This window comes from Pyxidicoccus sp. M15, assembly GCF_056858435.1.
Genome location: NZ_CM166495.1, coordinates 12,145,025 through 12,163,567, shown reverse-complemented (window position 1 = coordinate 12,163,567; position 18,543 = coordinate 12,145,025). Strand labels below are relative to the sequence as shown.

Genomic DNA, 18,543 nt, shown 5'->3' with positions numbered 1-18,543 from the left:
CCACCCACCATCCCGCTCCACGACCCATGCTCCCTCCACGCGTGGAAGTGCCATCGCCCCGGACAGCCCGCGACGTCGGCGGCCCGAAGGGCTGGCGGAGGCTATGCACTGTCCTGGAGATTGCTCGTCCCCTGTTCCGGGCTCGTCCGGAGGCAGGGCGGGCAGCCAGGGGAGGCCCCATTCCCCGCCGCGGTGGATCAGGTGTGTTGCGGGCCCACGGGGCGCCTGGCGGCGTGCCGGGCCCGTGTCCGTCGCACGAAGGCCGAAGCCGGACCCGTCCTCCGTGGGAGGTAGGGATGGGGAGGCCGCGCGCCAGGGGTTTTCCCTATATCCGCTCGGGACGGTTCGCGGTGTCAGCCCGTGGGGGTTGGATCAACTGTGGCGGGCTGTCATCAAAAGCCAACACCCGCACTGCGCAGGAGGGCACACCCGCCGTAAGGTTGTGTCACTGCTGGATGTCGTGGAGGGGTCATGCACGAGTGGTTGGAGGCACTGCGGAAGTCGGCGAAGGCATCGTCACCCGGTGTCCCCGCGGAAGAGGTCCGCCGGGCGGAGACGGAGTGCGGCGTCCCATTCCCCGAGGAGCTGGGTGCTCTCTATCAGGCCCTCAATGGCGGGGAGCTCAACGGTGACGTGCACCTGTTCCAGCTGCACGGGCCGGAAGGGTCCGCGAGTGTCCTGGAGAAGTCCCGGCTCAAGCTGGTGGGCCTGCCGGCGGCGGGCGTGTGGCGCATCGGTCTGAAGGGGCTCCACCGTCACCTGTTCACCGCGCGCAAGGCCGCGATGGTCGAGCAGGGGGACGGGGGAGGGCCGCTGCCCGGCTGGATGGACGCGCTCGGCGACGAGGACTGGGTCTACGGCACGTGGGATGGCGAGAAGCAGGAGCTGCGGCTGTACCGCACGCTGAAGGACATGCTCGACGTGCTCGTGCCGCCCGCGGAGGTGGAGAGCTTCGGTGAGCGCACGTTCGCCCGCGCGATGAACGCCGTGCTTCAGGGCGCGCTGTCCGGCGCGGAGGCCGACGAGGAGGAGGGCAAGGGGGCCGATGGCGCCGCGCTGGAGGCGGAAGTGACCGAGGCGGAAGAAGAGGCCGCCGCCGAAGAGGAGGACCTGGGCGAGGTGCGCGAGCTCGCGTACGAGTACGAGGATGACTCGCGCCGCAGGGGCGACGAGGAGCGGCCCTTCGGTGGGAAGAAGCCCAAGGCGGAGCCCAAGAAGCCGGTACGCCCGGTGGGGATGGGCGATGGACGGGCGGCCAGCAAGGCGAAGCCCGTGGGGCGTGCGGAGCCCCGGTCCCCGGAGACTGGAGGGGCGGGAATCCTGCTCCCTCGAACCTCGAGCGGGACGGGCGAGGCCACGGGGGCCTCAGCGAGTGACGCGGGGGCGACCGGGGGGACGCAGACCGGTGGCGCCGAGACTCCCGCCGCGCCCGCGCCGAAGAAGGCCGCGAAGAAGGCTCGCGCCGAGGCGGCTCCCGCCATGGAGGCGCCTGGCGAACCCGCTGCCGCACCGGCGGCCCCCGAGGTGAAGGGGGCCGAGGTGATTGCCGCCGTGAAGAAGAAGGCGGCGAAGAAGGCGGCCACGGTGCCCACTGTCACCGCGCCTCCCGCCGAGACGCAGGCTCCCCCGGAGCGTGTCGCCGCGAAGAAGGCGGCAGCCGGGAAGCCCGTGGCCGCGAAGAAAGCGGCCGCTGCGCCCGCCACCGCGCCGGCTGCGGCGAAGAAGGCTCCTGCAGCCGCGAAGACGGCGCCGGTGAGCAAGACCACTGCTGCACCTGCCTCCAAGCGGCCCGCTGCGGCGAAGAAGGCTCCAGCGAAGAAGACCGCTGCGGCAACGAAGCCCGCCGCGAAGAAGGGAGCAGCGGCGAAGAAGGCCGCCGCGAAGAAGGCTCCGGCGAAGAAGGCTCCGGCGAAGAAGGCCGCCGCGAAGAAGGGAGCAGCGGCGAAGAAGGCTCCCGCGAAGAAGGCCGCAGCCAAGAAAGCGCCAGCGAAGAAAGCCGCCGCGAAGAAGGCGCCTGTCAGCAAGGGAGCCGCGAAGAAGGCTGCCGCGAAGAAGGGAGCCAAGGGACGCGGTCGTTGAACGAAGTCGCGGAGGCCAGGCGAAACACAGCCGCCCGGCCTCGCCTCACCGCTCCAGCACAGGACGCGAAAGAGGCCGGGCACCCAGCGGTGCTCGGCCTCACCCGAAGCCCTCACGTCACCGGAGCCCGAGCGCTCCACGGCCCGCGCACCGGGACCTCCATTGCACGGACCCGGCGCGACACCGGGCTCCACTCACTTCCACGGCGCCGCGAACCCGTGCCGCTCCCTGGCACGGGCGGCGCGCCCCGTGCCGCTACCCCTCGGGAAGCTGGTCGCGGCGGATGGGGCGGATGCGCTCGTCGGGCTGGGCGGTCAGCTCCGGCCCTTCCTCTTCCTCGTCGCCCCGGCGGAACTCGTGAATCTGGTCCGGGAGGATGTCGCGGAAGTCTGGCTCGTCCTCCAGCGGCGGAGTCGCCGCCATGTCCTGGTCGGAGATGTTGATCTCCTCCTCACCGGTATCCGGGTTCATGTGACGTCGCGAGGTCGACTCGCCCACGTCCTCCGAACCGAGCTTCTTGAATCGCATGGCCTCTCCTTCGAGAAAGCGCGGTGGGTCGGCTGCCTTCGGGTCAACAATGAGAACCGGGCGGGCTCGCCGCAATTCTCGCCGCCCGCCTGCCTGCCCCTGCTCGCTCGGGACTCAGCGCTCCGGGAGCGCCGTGCGGCTGGCGGGGTGGACGGGCTCCACCTCCAGCAGCACCATGGCCAGCGCCAGCACGCGCGACAGCGTCTCGCGCACCGTGTACCGCCAGGGCGTCGAGCGCCCCTCGTCCGCCGCCACGCCCCACGCGTCGATGCCCACCGAGTTGGCGATGAACAACGCCCGCGACAGGTGGAAGCGCTGCGTGACGAGCAGCGCCCGCTTCGCCCCGAACACCGTGTACGCCCGCAGGCAGCTGTCGTACGTGGACAGCCCCGCCTCGTCTCCCTGCACCGCCGCCTCCGGCACCCCGCGCTCCAGCAGGTAGCGCCGCATGGCCCGCGTCTCGTGGTGGAAGGGCTTCGTCTGGTCTCCGCTCACCAGCACCGCCTGCACCTTCCCCTGCTTCCACAGCGCAATCGCCGCATCCAGGCGCTGGGCGAGCACCGGAGACGGCACCGCGCCCGGCGCCAGCCCCGCGCCGAACACCAGCGCCACCGGGGCCTCGGGCGCCGTCGACAGGGGCACGATGCGGTCCTCGTAGCTCACCCGCACGAGGTGCGAGAGGACGAGCAGGCCCAGGCCGACCACGGCCAGCGCGAGGAGGCCTCTGCGCACCCACATCCTTCTCGCACCGCCTGGCTTCATGGACCCCGAGAACACCCGTGGAGGGGCCATTGTGTTCCGGCCGCCTGCCTCCGGAAAGGGCCGTGAAGCCCCGCCGTGTCAGGGAGACGTGCCCGCCTGGGCTCCGGACGACTTCAGCGCGTGGCGCTCGATGACCTCCAGCAGTTGCCGGGGCTCCACCGGCTTCTTCAGGAAGGCCGCCACGTCGTAGTTGGACGCGTACACGGCCCTGTCCCGCGGGTTCATCGCCGCCATGCCCGCGGAGAGGATGATGACGGGCACCTCGGCCAGCGCGCTGCTCGTCTTGCGCGTCGTCAGCACCCGGTGGCCGTCCATGACGGGCAGGGCCATGTCGAGCAGGATGAGGGCGGGGCGGGGCGGCGTCGCCATGTACTCGAGCGCCTCCTTCCCGTTGCTCGCCGCGCGCACCGTGTAGCCCTGCAGCTCCAGGTAGCCCTGGAGGGCCTCACGGATGTCCGCATCGTCCTCGACGATGAGCAGGGGACCGTTGGCAGCTGGCATGGGGTACTCCGCGCGGGGTGTGAGCACCCTTCCAAGGTAAGTCGGCCACCCACCACCGGGAGGCCGCCCGGGATGCCTGCCCGCCTGCTCCACCCGGGTCCGCCCAGGTCCGGACAGGCCGCCGTTGACCGGCCCCCGGCCCGCCTATATAGGGGGCCCCGCCGCCGTCCCCTGCTCTTTCCTACATGGGCGACGCGGGCTGAACGTCCCACAGGAGCTTCCCGGTCCCATGGCGTCCCTTCGTGACATTCGCAAGCGCATCCGCTCGGTGAAGAACACTCGGCAGATCACCAAGGCGATGAAGATGGTGTCCGCCGCGAAGCTCCGGAAGGCGCAGGACGCCATCCTCGCCGCGCGGCCCTACGCGACGATGCTGGACCAGATCATCTCCGACCTGGCGGCGCGCTCCGGCGATGAGAACCTCAGCCACCCGCTGCTCGCGGCCCGCCCGGTGAAGAAGGTGGAGCTGGTGCTCCTCACCTCGGACCGCGGCCTCGCCGGCGGCTTCAACTCCAACGTCATCCGCCGCGCCAACCGGTTCCTCTACGAGAACACCGCGCTGGAGAGCATCCGGCTCGCCACGGTGGGCCGCAAGGGCAACGACTTCTTCCGCAACCGCGGCCAGGCCATCCGCAAGGACTTCGGCGGCCTCTACCAGCGCCTGAGCTACCGCGCCGCCGCGGACGTGGCCGGGGAGCTGGTCGCCAGCTACCTCAATGGCGAGGTGGACGCGGTCCACATCGTCTACAACGAGTTCGTCTCCGCCATCGCCCAGAAGGTCACCGTCACGCAGCTGCTGCCGCTGCAGACGCTCGGCGCCGAGGGCCAGGCCCCCGCCCCCGTCGAGGCCGGCGCCCCCGCCCTGGTGGACTTCAAGTACGAGCCGGACCGCCAGGCGGTGCTGGACCGGCTGGTGCCCCAGGCCGTCAACATCAAGCTCTACCGCGCGCTGCTGGAGAGCGTGGCCAGCGAGCACGGCGCCCGCATGAGCGCCATGGAGAACGCCACCTCCAACGCGTCGGACATGATCGGCAGCCTGACGCTGACCTACAACCGCACCCGCCAGGCGGTCATCACCAAGGAGCTGATGGAAATCGTCTCCGGCGCCGAGGCGCTCAAGTAGTCCTCGCGGCTCCAAGGCGTGTGACTCCCAGCCAGGGCCCGCTCCGTCACCGGAGTGGGCCCTTTGCTTTTTCCGACAGGGCCCTCCGGCAGCCCCCAGGGCGGCCTGCCAGGGGCGGGCGGACGGATGGGCGCCAAGAGGGTGGCGTCCGGGGCTTGGGTCCGCTAAGCCCGACTTACCCCAAAGTGCCCGGGAGGCTTGACCCTACGGGAGGCCCCCGGTAAAGGGGGCCCGCCCTCCCATCCGGGCCGAATTTTAGAAGGGCGCGGCGTCCGGCCGTTCCCCCCGCGAGGCAGACGAATTCCATGAGCGCTCAAGTTCCGACGGCAGGCAAGGTCATCCAGGTCCTCGGCCCCGTGGTCGACGTCGAGTTCCCGCCCGGCGGGCTTCCCGAGGTCTACACGGCCCTGAAGGTCACCAACCCCAACCTGGGCGCCGAGGCGGACAACCTCGTCCTCGAGGTGGCGCAGCACCTGGGCGAGAACACCGTGCGCACCATCGCCATGGACTCCACCGAGGGCCTCGGCCGCGGCATGGCCGTGCGCAACACCGGCTCGCCCATCCAGGTGCCGGTCGGCAAGGCCACCCTGGGCCGCATCCTCAACGTCACCGGTGACCCGGTGGACGAGATGGGCCCGGTGAAGGCGCAGGAGTACTGGTCCATCCACCGCGCGCCCCCGCCCTTCACGGAGCAGGACGTGCGCGTGCAGATGTTCGAGACCGGCATCAAGGTCATCGACCTGCTCGCCCCCTACACCCGTGGCGGCAAGATTGGCCTGTTCGGCGGCGCCGGCGTGGGCAAGACGGTGCTCCTGCAGGAGCTCATCCGCAACGTGGCCGTGGAGCGCGGCGGCTTCTCCGTGTTCGCCGGCGTGGGCGAGCGCACCCGCGAGGGCAACGACCTGTACCACGAGATGCAGGAGACCAAGGTCATCCAGACGGACAACCTGGAGGCCTCGCAGGCCGTCCTCGTGTACGGCCAGATGAACGAGCCGCCCGGTGCCCGCGCCCGCGTGGCCCTCTCCGCCCTGACGATGGCCGAGTACTTCCGCGACGTGGAGGGCCGTGACGTGCTCCTCTTCGTGGACAACATCTTCCGCTTCACCCAGGCCGGCTCGGAAGTGTCCGCCCTCCTGGGCCGCATCCCCAGCGCCGTGGGTTACCAGCCCACGCTGTCCACGGAGATGGGCGGTCTGCAGGAGCGCATCACCTCCACCACGAAGGGCTCCATCACGTCCGTGCAGGCCATCTACGTGCCCGCCGACGACCTGACGGACCCGGCGCCCGCGACGGCCTTCGCCCACCTCGACGCGACGACGGTGCTCAACCGCTCCATCGCCGAGCTCGCCATCTTCCCGGCCGTGGATCCGCTGGACTCCACCAGCCGCATCCTGGACCCGGGCGTCATCGGCCAGGACCACTACGCGGTGGCCCGCAAGGTCCAGGGCGTGCTCCAGCGGTACAAGGAGCTGCAGGACATCATCGCCATCCTCGGCATGGACGAGCTCTCCGAGGAGGACAAGCTGGTGGTGGCCCGCGCCCGCAAGATTCAGCGCTTCCTGTCCCAGCCCTTCTTCGTGGCCAAGGTCTTCACGGGCAAGGACGGCCGCTACGTGAAGCTCGCGGACACCATCCAGGGCTTCAAGGAGATCGTCGAGGGCAAGCACGACGACATCCCCGAGGGCGCCTTCTACATGACGGGCTCCATCGACGAGGTGGTGGAGAACGCCCGGAAGATGGCGGCCTCCTAGTCGTCCCGCTTCGCCTCACCTCCCGAGGTGATTATGCGTTGCCGCGCGCTTGCCCTGGCCCTGCTGTTCCTGGCGCTCCCCGCCCTGGCGGAGGAGCGCAAGGGGAGGACCCGGGTGAGTGCCAACGGGCTCTTCAGCGTGCACCTGGTGGAAGTCTCGCCGGGGCAGTGCCGGCTGGAGGTGACGAAGGAGAGCGGCCCCGTCTGGCAGCTGGCGCAGTGCCTGGGGACGGTGGACGACTTCTTCTTCGTCTCCAACGACGGCGAGCGCGTCTGGGTGCTGTGGCCGCTGGTGGAGAAGGGCAAGCCGCCGCCTCCGCCGCCGCGCGTGAAGGGCAAGAAGCAGAAGCGGCCCAAGGGTCCGCCCGCGTGGGCGAACGTGGCGGTGGCGGCGCAGTACGACAGCAAGGGCAACCGGCTCCAGGAGAAGCGGCTGACGGAGCTGCTCAACACGCGGCAGCTCTCCGAGGTGCGCCAGCTCACCCACCACTTCAAGTGGCTGGAGGGCACGCTCGGCATCCCCGGCAAGGGGCCCCGGCTGACGGATGCCGGGGTGGTGGAGTTCGAGCCCGTGGGTGGAAGCACCCACCGGCTCACGTTCTGATGCGGTAGTGCGAGGAGCCTCATGGCCAAGCTGACTGTGGAGATTGTCACCCCCGAGAAGCGCATCCTGTCGGTGCAGGCCGACGAGGCCGTCGTCCCCGGCGGCCGGGGCCTGTTCGGCGTGCGCCCGGGCCACACCCCGTTCCTGTCGCTGATGGAGCCGGGCCCGCTGACGCTCATCGACGGCGGCCGGCGCGAGTCCTACTTCGTCGCGGGCGGCTTCGTGGAGGTGGGCAACGACAAGGTGCTGGTGCTCGCCGACGCGGCCGAGCCCGTGGCCGGCATCGACGTGGAGGGCGCCCGCCGCCGCATGGCCGAGGCCCAGGAGCGCATGAAGGGCCTGTCCGCCGAGGACGCGCGCTTCGAGCTCGAGCAGGCCACGGTGCGCCGCGAGGCGGCCCGCATCGGCGCCGCCGGCCTGCCGCGCGGCTAGGCCTCCCGCTTCACCTCACGGCCAGGAGCGTCCCCGCTCCTGGCTGAAGCCTCTTTGACGTTCCACGGCGGGCCGCACCTTCGCGGCCCTCCGTCCGGCGTCGCGCCCTGGGCCCCATTCGCGTGGCCCGGCGCTCGCTCCCGTCCCTGCCGTCGCACGGCGAAGGTCCGGCGTCCCCATGACAGGGGGCTCGCTTCCACGCCTGGCCGCCTCGGGGCGGATTCCTCCCTCCAGCACGCGCCTCGGGCGCAACTTTCGCGCGCGGCCCCGGCTCGCGCGCAACTCCTGCGCGTGGCGAGCCTGCCCGCTCCACGCCCGCGCCCGCGTTGCCGGTGCGGCATTTAAACTGCATTCTGAATGCATCATTGAGCGCCCGAGCCGGGCGCGAAGGAGTGAAGGGCATGGACACGGCGACGACGACGACGATGAAGAGCGTCTACGAGCAGATTGGCGGGGAGCCGGCGATGGCGGCGGCGGTGGAGGTCTTCTACCGGAAGGTCCTCTCGGACGAGCGCATCAGCCACTTCTTCGAGGACGTGGACATGGAGCGCCAGGCCGCCAAGCAGAAGGCGTTCCTCACCATGGTGACGGGCGGGCCGTCGAGCTACTCGGGCCGGGACATGCGCGCGGGGCACGCGCACCTCGTGAAGCGCGGGCTGAATGACCTGCACTTCGACGCGGTGGCGGGCCACCTCAAGGAGACGCTGGAGGAGCTGGGCGTCGCGGCGCCGCTGGTGGCGCGGGTGCTGGCCATCGCCGAGAGCGCCCGCGCCGACGTGCTCAACCGCTGAGGCTCAGGAGGCTCGCCATGGCGAAGGTGAAACATGAGTCGCGGTGGTATCCGCTGGAGCCGGGAGAGAGCGTGCTGGACGGGCTGCTGCGGCAGGGCGTGTCCGTCCCCAACTCCTGCCGCGCGGGCGCCTGCCAGTCCTGCCTGATGAAGGCGGAGCGCGGCGCGGTGCCGGAGGCCGCGCGCGTGGGCCTGAAGGACACGCTCGTGGCCCAGGGCTACTTCCTCGCGTGCACCTGCCGGCCTCCGGCGGGCACGGAGCTGGAGGTGGCGGGCGCGGAAGCGCTGCGGGTGCCGGCGCGAATCACCTCGCTGACGCTCCTGTCCGCGGACGTGCTGCGCGTGCGGCTCCTCGCCGACGCGCCCTTCGAGTACCGCGCGGGGCAGTACGTCTCGCTGGTGCGCGGGGACGGGCTCGCCCGCAGCTACTCCCTGGCGAGCCTCCCCCGCGAGGGCGCGCTGGAGCTGCACGTGCGCCTCATCCCAGGCGGAGCGATGAGCGGCTGGCTGGCCGCCGAGGCGCGGCCGGGAGACGCCGTGCACCTCCAGGGCCCCGCGGGCAGCTGCTTCTATGTCCCGGGCCGCCCCTCGCAGCCGCTGCTGCTGGCGGGCACGGGCACCGGCCTGGCGCCGCTCTACGGCATCGTCCGCGACGCGCTGGAGGCGGGCCACTCCGCCCCCATCTGGCTCTTCCACGGGGCGCGCGGGCCGGAGGGGCTGTACCTGCGCGACGCGCTGCGCGAGCTGGCCGAGCGCCACCCGCAGCTGCGCTACCGGCCGGGCGTGCTGGCGGGCGGCAGCCGGGACGTGGCCGAGGGGCCGCTCGACGTGCTCATCCGCGCCGAGTGTCCGAAGCCGGTGGGCTTCCGGGCGTACCTCTGCGGCGACCCCCAGTTGGTGCTATCCCTTCGCAAGAAGCTCTTCCTGTCGGGGCTCTCGCTGAAGGACCTCCACGCGGACTCCTTCCTGCCGAGCGCTCCCAAGGCGGAGGTCGTGACAAACTCCACCGCCGGAGTCCGCTGACCGTGCACCTCACCCTCCACGCCGACTACTCGCTGCGCGTCCTGCTCTACCTCGCCACCCGTCGCGGGAAGCTCTCGTCCACGCAGGAGATGGCGGACGCGTACGGCATCTCCAAGCACCACCTGGTGCGGGTGGTGCAGACGCTGGCGGCGCAGGGCTTCGTGGACGCGCGCGCGGGGCGTTCGGGGGGAGTGACGCTGGGGCGCGAGCCGAAGGACATCAACGTGGGCAGGGTGCTGCGCGCGGCCGAGCCGGACTTCCACCTGGTGGAGTGCTTCGACCGCGAGCGCAACGGCTGCCCCATCACCCCCGCGTGTGGCCTCAAGGGCGTGCTGGCCGAGGCGCGCGAGGCCTTCCTCGCCGTGCTGGACGGGTACACGCTCGCGGACCTGCTGGAGCGCTCGCGCCCGGACCTGGCGGACTTCTTCCTGCCGGCGCGCGCGGGCTGACATGACGTCCGGCACGCTGGAGTTGTTCCACCGCATTGCCGACCCGCCCTCCGCCGAGGTGCGGCGCTACGTCGTCGACTACGCGCTGGAGGACCGTGTGGCCTTCCGCAACGTGGCGTTTCGCGAAGCGGAAGAGGACTGGCTCCGGCGGGGCGGTCACACCACGCCCGCGCTGTGGGACGGCACGCACCTGCACCAGGGCGCGCAGGCGGTGCTGGCGCGTTTGCAGGCCGTCGTCAACCTCGGTCGCGACGACGCGTGACGGCAGCCAGCGCGCGTGTGCCGACATTCGCGCGGTGCTGCCACCTGTGCACCCGTCGTGCGCCACGCGCGTCGTGCGTGAAGCTTCTGGAGTTGGACACGTGTGCAGGTGCGTGGATGCGCGCGTGGCCACGCACTTGCCGCGCGCGTGCTGGTTGCGGTAGTCAGCCCGCCCCCGCACGTGCGTGAGTGCGTCTATCGCGAGGGGGAGGGTGGACGGTGATGACGGCGTGGGTGATGGTGTATGGGGACGGAGCGCCGCTTGCGCGGTGCACCACCTGGCCCGCCGTGCGCGCGTCAAGCCCCGGCATGCTTCTTCCCGCTTCCACGTGCGCGCGTTTCTCGCGCTTCTCGCTGGCCGTCCGGCCCTGAGCCTCGGTTAATCTCCACGCCCCCATGCCGCTGACTCCCGCCGAGCGCCAGGACAGGTTCCATGCGGCGTTCGTGGGGCTCGCCATCGGTGATGCGCTCGGCTTCCCGCTGCGCGGCATCCCGCCGGCGAGTCTCGCGCGGCTGCCCAACCTGGCGGATGACTTCGCGCCCCGTCCGCGCGGCAAGTTCGCCAAGGGCCAGTTCAGCGACGACACGCAGCTCTTGCTCGCCGCCGCGGAGAGCGTCATCCGCGAGGGCAAGGTGGACGGGCGCAGCGCGGCGGCGCACCTGGCGTGGCTGTGGCAGGAGGGCATCATCCTCCAGCCGCCCAGGAGCCTGGCGGACTCGCTGCAGCGGCTGGCCGGAGGCACGCCGTGGATGAGCGCGGGCGCGTCGCTGGGCACGAAGTGCCCGTCGGTGCTCAGCCGCGCGCTGGTGGTGGGCCTGCTGGAGAGCGGCCACCGCGCGCGCCTGCCCCATGACGCGGGCGTGCTCACCGTCATCACCCACAAGGACCCCGTCTGCGCCGCGGCCGCCGCCGCCTTCGCGCAGGCCGCCGCGCTGGGCATGGAGGAGGAGGCGCTGACGCCCGCCGCCTTCTGCGAGGAGCTGGCGCTGGCGGCGGCGGTGCACGACAAGGGCCTGGCCGAGGAGGTGCGCCACCTGCCGCGCCTCCTGACGTGGGACACCGCGCGCGCGCTGGGGCAGCTGCGCAAGGTGGGCGTGCCCCCCAGTGAGCTGAAGGGCGTGGACGGGCTGCCGGCGCACGTGGTGCCGGTGCTGCTCACCTCGCTGTACGCGGCGCTCAAGGTGCCGCACGACTTCCGCGAGGCCGTGGCCCTCACGCTGCGCTGCGGCGGCGAGGCGGACGTGGCCGCGGCCCTCACCGGGGCCCTCATCGGCGCGCACCTGGGCACGCGCGCGATTCCGGCCCGCCTGCGCAAGCAGGTGCTGTACGCGGAGAACCTCGTGGACACCGCGGACCGCCTCTTCCGCGCCCGCCAGGTGCGCGAGACGCTGGCCACCGCGCTGGCCCACCACCGCCGCCGCTGATCCCCGGAAGAGAGGGGTGTCGGCTGGAGGGCAGGCGGGCGGGCGTGGCGCCTGTCAGGGCCGGGACTTCTCCCATGGGTGCCTGCTGCCCACCTTGTGCGAAGGAGCGGGCCGCACGGGTGCCAGACGGGCAGCCGAGCGCACGGCGGTTCCGCGGAGTCATCGCAGGAGGCACGCGTCGTGGACCTCGAATCGGAACGCCTGGAGCGCAGTCAACTGGAGTCGCTCTCCACGGCGGAGCTCATCCGGCATGCCCTGGCGGAGTCCCGCCTGCTGGTGAAGGCCGAGCTGCTGCACGCCAAGAAGGAGCTGCGCGAGGAGCTGAAGGCCGCGCGTACCGCCGGCATCCTCATCGGTGCGGGCGCGGTGCTGGCGCTCATCGCCCTGGCCTGCCTCTTCGTGGGCGCCGGGCTGGCCATTCCGCTGGGCGAGCCCTGGAACGTGCTGGTGATGGGCGTGGCGGTGCTCGCGATTTCGGGCCTCCTGCTGTTCCTGGGCGTCAAGCGGCTGCCCAAGAAGCCGCTGGCGCACACGCAGGAGCGGCTGAAGATGGACTACCAGCTCACGCGGGAGACGCTGCAATGAACGGCAACGGCCGCGACAGTGGGGCCGCCGGCGAGTCGGCGGAGATTGAACGGCACGCCGACCACCACATCACCCGGGGCATGGATGACCGGAAGCAGGTGGAACAGACGGCGGACCGCATCCGCGACGAGCTGCTGCTGACGCTCGAGGAGCTGGACCGCCGGCGCGAGCGCGCGCTCAGCGTGCGCTACCAGGCGGAGCAGCACAAAGACGTCCTCATCGGCGTGGGCGCCGTGGCGATGGTGGGCGTGGGGCTGGGCGTGGGGTACGCCATCTACCGCTCGCGCACCCGCGAGGAGAAGCTGCGCCGAGAGCGCCGCATCGCCGTCAAGCGCGCCTGGGAGCACCCGGAGACCGTGGCCTACGCGGCGAAGCAGCGTCCGCTCGGCGCGGAGCTGGGACGCAAGCTCGTGCTCATCTTCGTCACCGCGCTCGCCACCCGCATCGCACAGAACTCCGTGCGCTCGCTGGTGCCCGTGGGGCAGAAGCCCAACTACGCTGGAGGGTAGAAGTAGAATACGTAATTGCGACAAATCCGCGCATAAAGCAGACTGATGTCCATGACGGACCTGCTCTATGCACGGGCGCAGATGGGCCTGTCGCTCGCGTTCCACATCGTCTTCGCGGCGGCGGGCGTGGCGCTGCCGGTCCTCATGGTGCTGAGTGACTTGAAGGCGCGGCGCACGGGGGATGGCGACTACCGGCTCTTGAGCCAGAAGCTGGCGAAGGGGACGGCCATCCTCTTCGCGGTGGGCGCGGTGAGCGGCACGGTGCTGTCCTTCGAATTGGGCCTCTTGTGGCCCGAGTTCATGGGGCAGTACGGCGAGGTGATTGGGCTGCCCTTCAGCCTGGAGGGCGTGGCCTTCTTCACCGAGGCCATCTTCCTGGGCATCTACCTGTATGGGCGCGAGCGCGTGTCGCCGGGCCTGCACCTGTTCTCCGGCGTCATGGTGGCGGTGAGCGGCGCTGCGAGCGCGTTCTTCGTCACGCTGGTCAACACGTTCATGAACAACCCGTCGGGCTTCACGCCGGGCCCGAGCGGGCCGACGGACGTGGAGCCGCTGGTGGCCATGTTCAGCCCCGGCTGGCAGTACCAGACGGCGCACGTGCTGCTCTCCTGCTACCAGGCGAGCGCCTTCGCCATGGCGGGCATCCACGCCTTCGTGCTGCTGCGCCACCCGGGCGCGGACTTCCACCGCAAGGCGCTCTCCGTGGCGCTGCCGCTCGCGTGCATCACCGCGCTGCTCCAGCCATTGATTGGCGACCTGTCCGCGAAGCACGTGGCGAAGGCGCAGCCGGTGAAGCTGGCCGCCATGGAGGGGCACTTCGAGACGGCGCGCGGCGCGCCCCTGCTGGTGGGCGGCCTGCCCGACGTGGAGACGGGGACGGTGCCCTACGGCATCGAGATTCCGAAGGGGCTGTCCATTCTCGCCTTCGCGGACCCGGATGCGGAGGTGAAGGGGCTCAATGACTTCCCCCGCGACGAGTGGCCGCCGGTGGCGAAGGTGCACGTGGCCTTCCAGGTCATGGTGGGCACGGGCAGCCTCATGGCGCTGCTCGCGCTGGTGACGCTGGTGCACCGGTGGCGCAAGAAGGCGTGGCCGACCGGGCGGTGGATGACGTGGGCGTGGCTGTTGACGGGGCCGCTCGGGGTGGTGGCGATGGAGGCGGGGTGGCTCGTCACCGAGTGGGGGCGGCAGCCGTGGATTCTCCGGGGCGTCATGCGCACGGGGGAGGCGGTGACGCCGGTGCCGCACCTGGCCGCGCCGTTCTGGACCTTCACCGCCGTGTACCTCTTCCTCGGCGTCACCGTGGTGTTCCTGATGGTGCGGCAGGTGGCGGGCACGCTGCCGGGCCGGCACGGCGGAGGCGCGCATGTCCACTGAGCTGATGCTGGGCTTCGCGGTGGCGGGGACGTTCGTCCTCTACGCCCTCTTCGGTGGCGCGGACTTCGGCGGCGGTGTCTGGGACCTGCTCGCCTCCGGCCCGCGCAAGCAGGAGCAGCGCTCGCTCATCGCCCACGCGCTGGGCCCGGTGTGGGAGGTGAATCACATCTGGCTCATCGTCGGCGTGGTGCTGCTGTTCGCCGGCTTCCCGCGCGCCTTCGCGGTGCTCAGCGTGGCGCTGCACGTGCCGCTGACACTGCTGCTCCTGGGCATCGTCTTCCGGGGCGCCGCCTTCACCTTCCGCACGTACGACACGCGCGGGGACGCGGTGCAGCGGCAGTGGGGGCTCGTGTTCAGCATCGCCAGCGTCATCGCGCCGCTGCTCTTGGGGATGTGCGTGGCCGCGGTGGTGGGCGGCGGCATCCGCGTGGAGGGCCGCGCGGTGGTGAGCGGCTTCTTCGGGCCGTGGCTCACCCCCTTCGCGTGGGTGGTGGGCGTGCTGGCGCTGTGCCTCTTCGCCTTCCTGGCGGCGGTGTACCTCACGCACGAGGCACCCACGCCGGAGTTGCGCGAGGACTTCCGCAAGCGCGCATTGGGCGCGGGTGTCGCCGTCTTCCTCGCGGCGCTGGCGGTGCTCGTCTTCGCTCGCGAGGGCGCGCCCCGGGTGTGGCAGGGCCTGCTGCACTCGCCCTTCGCGCTGGCGCTGCACGCGGGCACCGCGCTGTCTGCGGTGGCGGCCTTCGCCCTGCTGTGGACGCGGCGCTTCCGGTGGGCCCGCGTGGCGGCCGCCACCCAGGCGGGGCTCATCGTCCTCGGGTGGGCGGCGTCGCAGCACCCCTACCTCGTGGTGCCGGACGTCACGCTGAGCGGTGCCGCCGCGGGCCCCACCGCGCAGCGCATGCTGCTGGTGGCACTGGTCGTGGGCGCGCTCACCGTGCTGCCCTCGCTCGCGCTCCTCTTCCGCGTCTTCCGGCCGGGGCCCGCGCCCTCCGCCCGCGCGGAGAAGTGAGCTGTTTCACAGGCCCAGCAGGTCTTACGTGATACTCGTGAAAGCCCCGCGACCTTTAACCAGACATGGATTGTCTGGGATGAAGTCGCGGGCGCCCTCGCGGTGTCTCGTTTTCTCATGCTGAGTCAAGCTCCGTAAAAGTTCCGTCCCGCTGGACGACGTGCGCAGGGATTTTCGCCCGTGCGTCGGGGGCTTCGCACCGTGCGCCGCGCCGCGACGGCGTCCTGCGTGAAGATGGGCTCGCTGTAGCTTTCGCGTGTCTGGCTTTGCTTGGGGTGTGACGAGCCGTGACGGCGTCCAGGCCGCGCGTAGCTCTGGCTCCAGAGTGAAACAAACCCATGGCGGCGGATGTGGGTCTTCATTTGTTTCACGCAAGGAGTTGCACTTGCTGCGTAGATAAAGGCAGACAATGGAGAAGCACCGCTACTCCTGACTCGGAGGTCGCCGCATGGGTGTCATCACGCGTGCCGTCGTACTGTTGAGTCTCCTCGCGGTCCTGGCTCCGGTGGCGTCGCTGGCCTCGAGCTCCTCCTTCGTGAACTGGGAGGACCCGCACGTCCACCCGCTGGAGCTGACGCCGGACGGCACGCGCCTGCTGGCGGTCAACACCGCGGACAACCGCCTCATGGTGTTCGACCTGACGTCGAAGCGCGGGCCGGAGCTGGTGGCCTCCATCCCCGTGGGCCTGGACCCGGTGTCCGTGCGTGCGCGGAGCAACTCCGAGGCCTGGGTGGTGAACCACATCTCCGACAGTGTGAGCATCGTCGACCTGCGGCACGGCTACGTGCGCGCCACCCTCCAGACGGACGACGAGCCCGCGGACGTCATCTTCGCGGGCCGCCCCGAGCGGGCCTTCATCACCTGCTCGCAGGTCAACCGCGTGCTGGTGGTGGACCCGCACCGCCTGGACAAGGAGCCCCGGCGCATCACCCTGAAGGGCGAGGACCCGCGCGCCCTCGCCGCGAGCGCCGACGGCCGCTTCGTCTACGCCGCCATCTTCGAGTCTGGCAACGGCAGCACCATCCTCGGCGGCGGCTCGCTGATTCCGGAGGCCTACCCTCCCAACGGCGTGGGCGACGCGCGCGGCCCCTATGGCGGCGTCAACCCGCCGCCCAACGCGGGCACGGCCTTCGTGCCGGCGCTCAACCCGGCCAACCCGCCGCCGCCCGCCGTGGGCCTCATCGTGAAGAAGGACGCCCGGGGCCGGTGGATGGACGACAACCAGGGCGACTGGACGGGCCTGGTGAGCGGCGCGCACGCCTCGGCGTCGGGGCGCGTCACCGGGTGGGACATGCCCGACCGGGACCTGGCCATCATCGACACCGACACCCTGAACGTCACCTACGCCACGCGGCTGATGAACCTCAACATGGCGCTGGCCGTGCACCCCTCGGGCTCCGTCACGGTGGTGGGCACGGACGCCACCAACGAGGTGCGCTTCGAGCCCAACGTCAACGGCCGCTTCCTCCGCGTGCTGATGGCGGTGGTGGACCCGCGGCGGCCGGGCAGCCGCGCGGTGCATGACCTCAACCCGCACCTGGACTACTCGACGCCCACGGTGCCGCAGGCGGTGCGCAACCTGTCCGTCGGTGACCCGCGCGGCGTCACGTGGGACTCCAGCGGCACGCGCGCCTACGTGACGGGCATGGGCTCCAACAACGTGGTGGCCATGGGCCCGGGCGGCTCGCGCCTGGCGCAGGTGTCGGTGGGCGAGGGGCCCACGGGCATCGTCTTCGACGCGCGCCGGCAGCGCCTCTACGTGCTCAACCGCTTCGGCGCCAGCCTCTCCGTGCTGGGCACCGACCGCCTCCGCGAGCTGTCCCGGGTGCCGTTCTTCGACCCGTCGCCCGTCGCCATCAAGGCGGGCCGCAAGCACCTGTACGACACGCACAGGACGTCCGGCCTGGGGCACCTGTCCTGCGCCTCCTGCCACGTGGACGCGCGCATGGACCGGCTGGCGTGGGATTTGGGCGACCCGTCGGGCACGGTGAAGGCGCTGGACGGGCAGAACCTGGGCATGGGCCTGGGGATGCCGCCCTTCGAGTCGTGGCACCCGATGAAGGGCCCCATGACGACGCAGACGCTCCAGGACATCATCGGCAAGGAGCCGCTGCACTGGCGCGGTGACAGGGCGAGCCTGGAGGAGTTCAACCCCGCCTACCAGCACCTGCAGGGCGACGACACCCAGCTCACCCCGAAGGAGATGGCGGAGCTGCGCTCCTACCTCGCGACGCTGACCTTCCCGCCCAACCCGTTCCGCGAGCTGGACAACTCGCTGCCGCGTGACTTGCCGCTGCCGGGGCACTTCACCACCGGCCGCTTCGGCGCCGCGGGCCAGCCGCTGCCCAACGGCAACGCCGTCAACGGCATGGCCATCTTCCGGCCGCCGCGCCTGCTCGCGCAGGGGCTGTTCGCGTGCAACACGTGCCACACGTTCCCCTCGGGCATGGCCACCAACATGCAGTTCAACGGCGCCATGTGGATGGACCTGCCGCGCGGGGAGAAGGGCGAGTTCCACCACGCGCTCGTGTCCACCGACGGCAGCACCAACGTCACGCTCAAGGTGCCGCAATTGCGCAACCTCTACGAGAAGGTGGGCATGGAGCTGACGCAGAAGGAGAGCCTGTCGGGCTTCGGCTTCATCCACGACGGCAGCGTGGACTCGCTGGCGCGCTTCGTCACCGAGCCCACCTTCTTCCCGCTCAATGACCAGGAGGTCGCCGACCTGGTGGCGCTGCTGTTGTCCTTCTCGGGCTCGGACCTGCCGAAGGGCTCGCCCACGGAGTTCTTCCTGCCGCCGGGGCCGGACAGCCAGGACACGCACGCGGCGGTGGGCCAGCAGGTGACGCTGGGCTCCACGGGGTCCACGCCCGCGCAGCTGGGCCGCGTGCTGCTCTTCATGTCCCTGGCGGAGAAGGGCCGGGTGGGCCTGGTGGTGACGGGCCGCCAGAAGGGCCAGGCGCGCGGCTACACCTACGTGGGCAAGGGCGTCTTCCAGTCGGACCGGGCGTCGGAGAAGGTGAACGCCTACGTGCTGATGGCCCGCGCCCGCGAGGGCAGTGAGCTGACGTACACCGTCGTCCCCGCCGGCACCCAGTGGCGCATCGGCGTGGACCATGACGAGAACGGCCTGCTCGACCGCGATGAGGAGGACCGCCGCGCACACGCGGAGCTGTCCTCCGAGCTGTCCCCCGAGCTGTCCTCCGACGACGTGGCCGAGCTGGCGGTGAGCGCCATGGACGCGACGCGGTAGGGCCCCGGCGTCCGCTCCCCGGCCTGAAGGAGGGCAGGGGAGCTCAAGCCCGAAGACTCGGGCCGTCTGGGAAGGCCGCCCCG

18 protein-coding genes are annotated in these 18,543 nt (G+C 71.2%); 15 read left to right on the top strand and 3 right to left on the bottom strand.

All coding sequences use genetic code 11. The annotated features are described in order from the left end of the window. Positions 1-471 precede the first annotated feature (471 nt). Entirely contained in the window at positions 472-2,079 is a 1,608-nt protein-coding gene (locus ACX9TP_RS45290; protein WP_482976933.1) for an SMI1/KNR4 family protein, read from the top strand. A 255-nt stretch (positions 2,080-2,334) separates the two neighbouring features. On the opposite strand, the gene ACX9TP_RS45285 is transcribed toward ACX9TP_RS45290, so the two are convergent. The 3 genes from ACX9TP_RS45285 to ACX9TP_RS45275 all read right to left on the bottom strand — a co-directional run bounded on the left by ACX9TP_RS45285 (position 2,335) and on the right by ACX9TP_RS45275 (position 3,870). Continuing rightward, positions 2,335-2,607 carry a hypothetical protein gene (locus ACX9TP_RS45285; RefSeq protein WP_267858631.1) on the bottom strand — a complete coding sequence of 91 codons (273 nt, stop codon included), beginning with the start codon at positions 2,605-2,607 and terminating at the stop codon, positions 2,335-2,337. 114 nt (positions 2,608-2,721) lie between these two features. Beyond that, positions 2,722-3,399 carry a SanA/YdcF family protein gene (locus ACX9TP_RS45280; protein WP_482976932.1) on the bottom strand — a complete coding sequence of 226 codons (678 nt, stop codon included), beginning with the start codon at positions 3,397-3,399 and terminating at the stop codon, positions 2,722-2,724. Between the two features lie 48 nt (positions 3,400-3,447). Then, positions 3,448-3,870 carry a response regulator gene (locus ACX9TP_RS45275; protein WP_482976931.1) on the bottom strand — a complete coding sequence of 141 codons (423 nt, stop codon included), beginning with the start codon at positions 3,868-3,870 and terminating at the stop codon, positions 3,448-3,450. Positions 3,871-4,099: 229 nt separating this feature from the next. On the opposite strand from ACX9TP_RS45275, the gene atpG reads away from it, so the two are divergent. The 14 genes from atpG to ACX9TP_RS45205 all read left to right on the top strand — a co-directional run bounded on the left by atpG (position 4,100) and on the right by ACX9TP_RS45205 (position 18,460). Further along, a complete protein-coding gene (atpG, locus tag ACX9TP_RS45270) occupies positions 4,100-4,993 on the top strand; it encodes an ATP synthase F1 subunit gamma (RefSeq protein WP_482976930.1) in 894 nt (297 codons plus the stop codon). Between the two features lie 305 nt (positions 4,994-5,298). Beyond that, a complete protein-coding gene (gene atpD, locus ACX9TP_RS45265; RefSeq protein ID WP_482976929.1) occupies positions 5,299-6,744 on the top strand; it encodes a F0F1 ATP synthase subunit beta in 1,446 nt (481 codons plus the stop codon). 33 nt (positions 6,745-6,777) lie between these two features. Further along, positions 6,778-7,347 carry a hypothetical protein gene (locus ACX9TP_RS45260; protein ID WP_482976928.1) on the top strand — a complete coding sequence of 190 codons (570 nt, stop codon included), beginning with the start codon at positions 6,778-6,780 and terminating at the stop codon, positions 7,345-7,347. 21 nt (positions 7,348-7,368) lie between these two features. Beyond that, entirely contained in the window at positions 7,369-7,779 is a 411-nt protein-coding gene (locus ACX9TP_RS45255; RefSeq protein ID WP_482976927.1) for a F0F1 ATP synthase subunit epsilon, read from the top strand. A gap of 401 nt (positions 7,780-8,180) precedes the next feature. Further along, positions 8,181-8,570, top strand: a complete 390-nt coding sequence (locus ACX9TP_RS45250) for a group I truncated hemoglobin (protein ID WP_482976926.1) — start codon at positions 8,181-8,183, stop codon at positions 8,568-8,570. A 17-nt stretch (positions 8,571-8,587) separates the two neighbouring features. Beyond that, positions 8,588-9,592: a 2Fe-2S iron-sulfur cluster-binding protein gene (locus ACX9TP_RS45245; protein WP_482976925.1), complete on the top strand. Its 1,005-nt coding sequence runs from the start codon at positions 8,588-8,590 to the stop codon at positions 9,590-9,592. A 2-nt stretch (positions 9,593-9,594) separates the two neighbouring features. After that, positions 9,595-10,041 (top strand): RrF2 family transcriptional regulator, encoded by a 447-nt coding sequence (locus ACX9TP_RS45240; RefSeq protein WP_482976924.1) that lies wholly within the window; start codon positions 9,595-9,597, stop codon positions 10,039-10,041. A gap of 1 nt (position 10,042) precedes the next feature. Next, positions 10,043-10,303 carry a hypothetical protein gene (locus ACX9TP_RS45235; RefSeq protein WP_482976923.1) on the top strand — a complete coding sequence of 87 codons (261 nt, stop codon included), beginning with the start codon at positions 10,043-10,045 and terminating at the stop codon, positions 10,301-10,303. Between the two features lie 395 nt (positions 10,304-10,698). Next, a complete protein-coding gene (locus tag ACX9TP_RS45230) occupies positions 10,699-11,727 on the top strand; it encodes an ADP-ribosylglycohydrolase family protein (RefSeq protein ID WP_482976922.1) in 1,029 nt (342 codons plus the stop codon). Between the two features lie 180 nt (positions 11,728-11,907). Further along, a complete protein-coding gene (locus ACX9TP_RS45225) occupies positions 11,908-12,312 on the top strand; it encodes a phage holin family protein (protein WP_482976921.1) in 405 nt (134 codons plus the stop codon). Then, positions 12,309-12,821 carry a hypothetical protein gene (locus tag ACX9TP_RS45220; RefSeq protein WP_482976920.1) on the top strand — a complete coding sequence of 171 codons (513 nt, stop codon included), beginning with the start codon at positions 12,309-12,311 and terminating at the stop codon, positions 12,819-12,821. Before ACX9TP_RS45225 ends, ACX9TP_RS45220 begins: the two co-directional genes overlap by 4 nt. A 45-nt stretch (positions 12,822-12,866) precedes the next feature. Further along, positions 12,867-14,198, top strand: coding sequence for a cytochrome ubiquinol oxidase subunit I (locus ACX9TP_RS45215; RefSeq protein ID WP_482976919.1), 1,332 nt, complete (start codon positions 12,867-12,869; stop codon positions 14,196-14,198). Next, a complete protein-coding gene (locus tag ACX9TP_RS45210; RefSeq protein WP_482976918.1) occupies positions 14,188-15,207 on the top strand; it encodes a cytochrome d ubiquinol oxidase subunit II in 1,020 nt (339 codons plus the stop codon). Before ACX9TP_RS45215 ends, ACX9TP_RS45210 begins: the two co-directional genes overlap by 11 nt. A gap of 448 nt (positions 15,208-15,655) precedes the next feature. Next, positions 15,656-18,460, top strand: a complete 2,805-nt coding sequence (locus ACX9TP_RS45205) for a hypothetical protein (protein ID WP_482976917.1) — start codon at positions 15,656-15,658, stop codon at positions 18,458-18,460. Positions 18,461-18,543: the final 83 nt, after the last annotated feature.

What these genes read in the sequence shown, in the direction of transcription:
- ACX9TP_RS45250 (WP_482976926.1), top strand. Translation starts at nt 8,181, where the DNA reads ATGGACACGGCGACGACGACGACGATGAAGAGCGTCTACGAGCAGATT.
- ACX9TP_RS45255 (WP_482976927.1), top strand. Translation starts at nt 7,369, where the DNA reads ATGGCCAAGCTGACTGTGGAGATTGTCACCCCCGAGAAGCGCATCCTG.
- ACX9TP_RS45245 (WP_482976925.1), top strand. Translation starts at nt 8,588, where the DNA reads ATGGCGAAGGTGAAACATGAGTCGCGGTGGTATCCGCTGGAGCCGGGA.
- ACX9TP_RS45260 (WP_482976928.1), top strand. Translation starts at nt 6,778, where the DNA reads ATGCGTTGCCGCGCGCTTGCCCTGGCCCTGCTGTTCCTGGCGCTCCCC.
- ACX9TP_RS45275 (WP_482976931.1), bottom strand. Translation starts at nt 3,870, where the DNA reads ATGCCAGCTGCCAACGGTCCCCTGCTCATCGTCGAGGACGATGCGGAC.
- atpG (WP_482976930.1), top strand. Translation starts at nt 4,100, where the DNA reads ATGGCGTCCCTTCGTGACATTCGCAAGCGCATCCGCTCGGTGAAGAAC.
- ACX9TP_RS45205 (WP_482976917.1), top strand. Translation starts at nt 15,656, where the DNA reads ATGGGTGTCATCACGCGTGCCGTCGTACTGTTGAGTCTCCTCGCGGTC.
- ACX9TP_RS45285 (WP_267858631.1), bottom strand. Translation starts at nt 2,607, where the DNA reads ATGCGATTCAAGAAGCTCGGTTCGGAGGACGTGGGCGAGTCGACCTCG.
- ACX9TP_RS45230 (WP_482976922.1), top strand. Translation starts at nt 10,699, where the DNA reads ATGCCGCTGACTCCCGCCGAGCGCCAGGACAGGTTCCATGCGGCGTTC.
- atpD (WP_482976929.1), top strand. Translation starts at nt 5,299, where the DNA reads ATGAGCGCTCAAGTTCCGACGGCAGGCAAGGTCATCCAGGTCCTCGGC.
- ACX9TP_RS45280 (WP_482976932.1), bottom strand. Translation starts at nt 3,399, where the DNA reads ATGGCCCCTCCACGGGTGTTCTCGGGGTCCATGAAGCCAGGCGGTGCG.
- ACX9TP_RS45290 (WP_482976933.1), top strand. Translation starts at nt 472, where the DNA reads ATGCACGAGTGGTTGGAGGCACTGCGGAAGTCGGCGAAGGCATCGTCA.
- ACX9TP_RS45215 (WP_482976919.1), top strand. Translation starts at nt 12,867, where the DNA reads ATGTCCATGACGGACCTGCTCTATGCACGGGCGCAGATGGGCCTGTCG.
- ACX9TP_RS45220 (WP_482976920.1), top strand. Translation starts at nt 12,309, where the DNA reads ATGAACGGCAACGGCCGCGACAGTGGGGCCGCCGGCGAGTCGGCGGAG.
- ACX9TP_RS45210 (WP_482976918.1), top strand. Translation starts at nt 14,188, where the DNA reads ATGTCCACTGAGCTGATGCTGGGCTTCGCGGTGGCGGGGACGTTCGTC.
- ACX9TP_RS45235 (WP_482976923.1), top strand. Translation starts at nt 10,043, where the DNA reads ATGACGTCCGGCACGCTGGAGTTGTTCCACCGCATTGCCGACCCGCCC.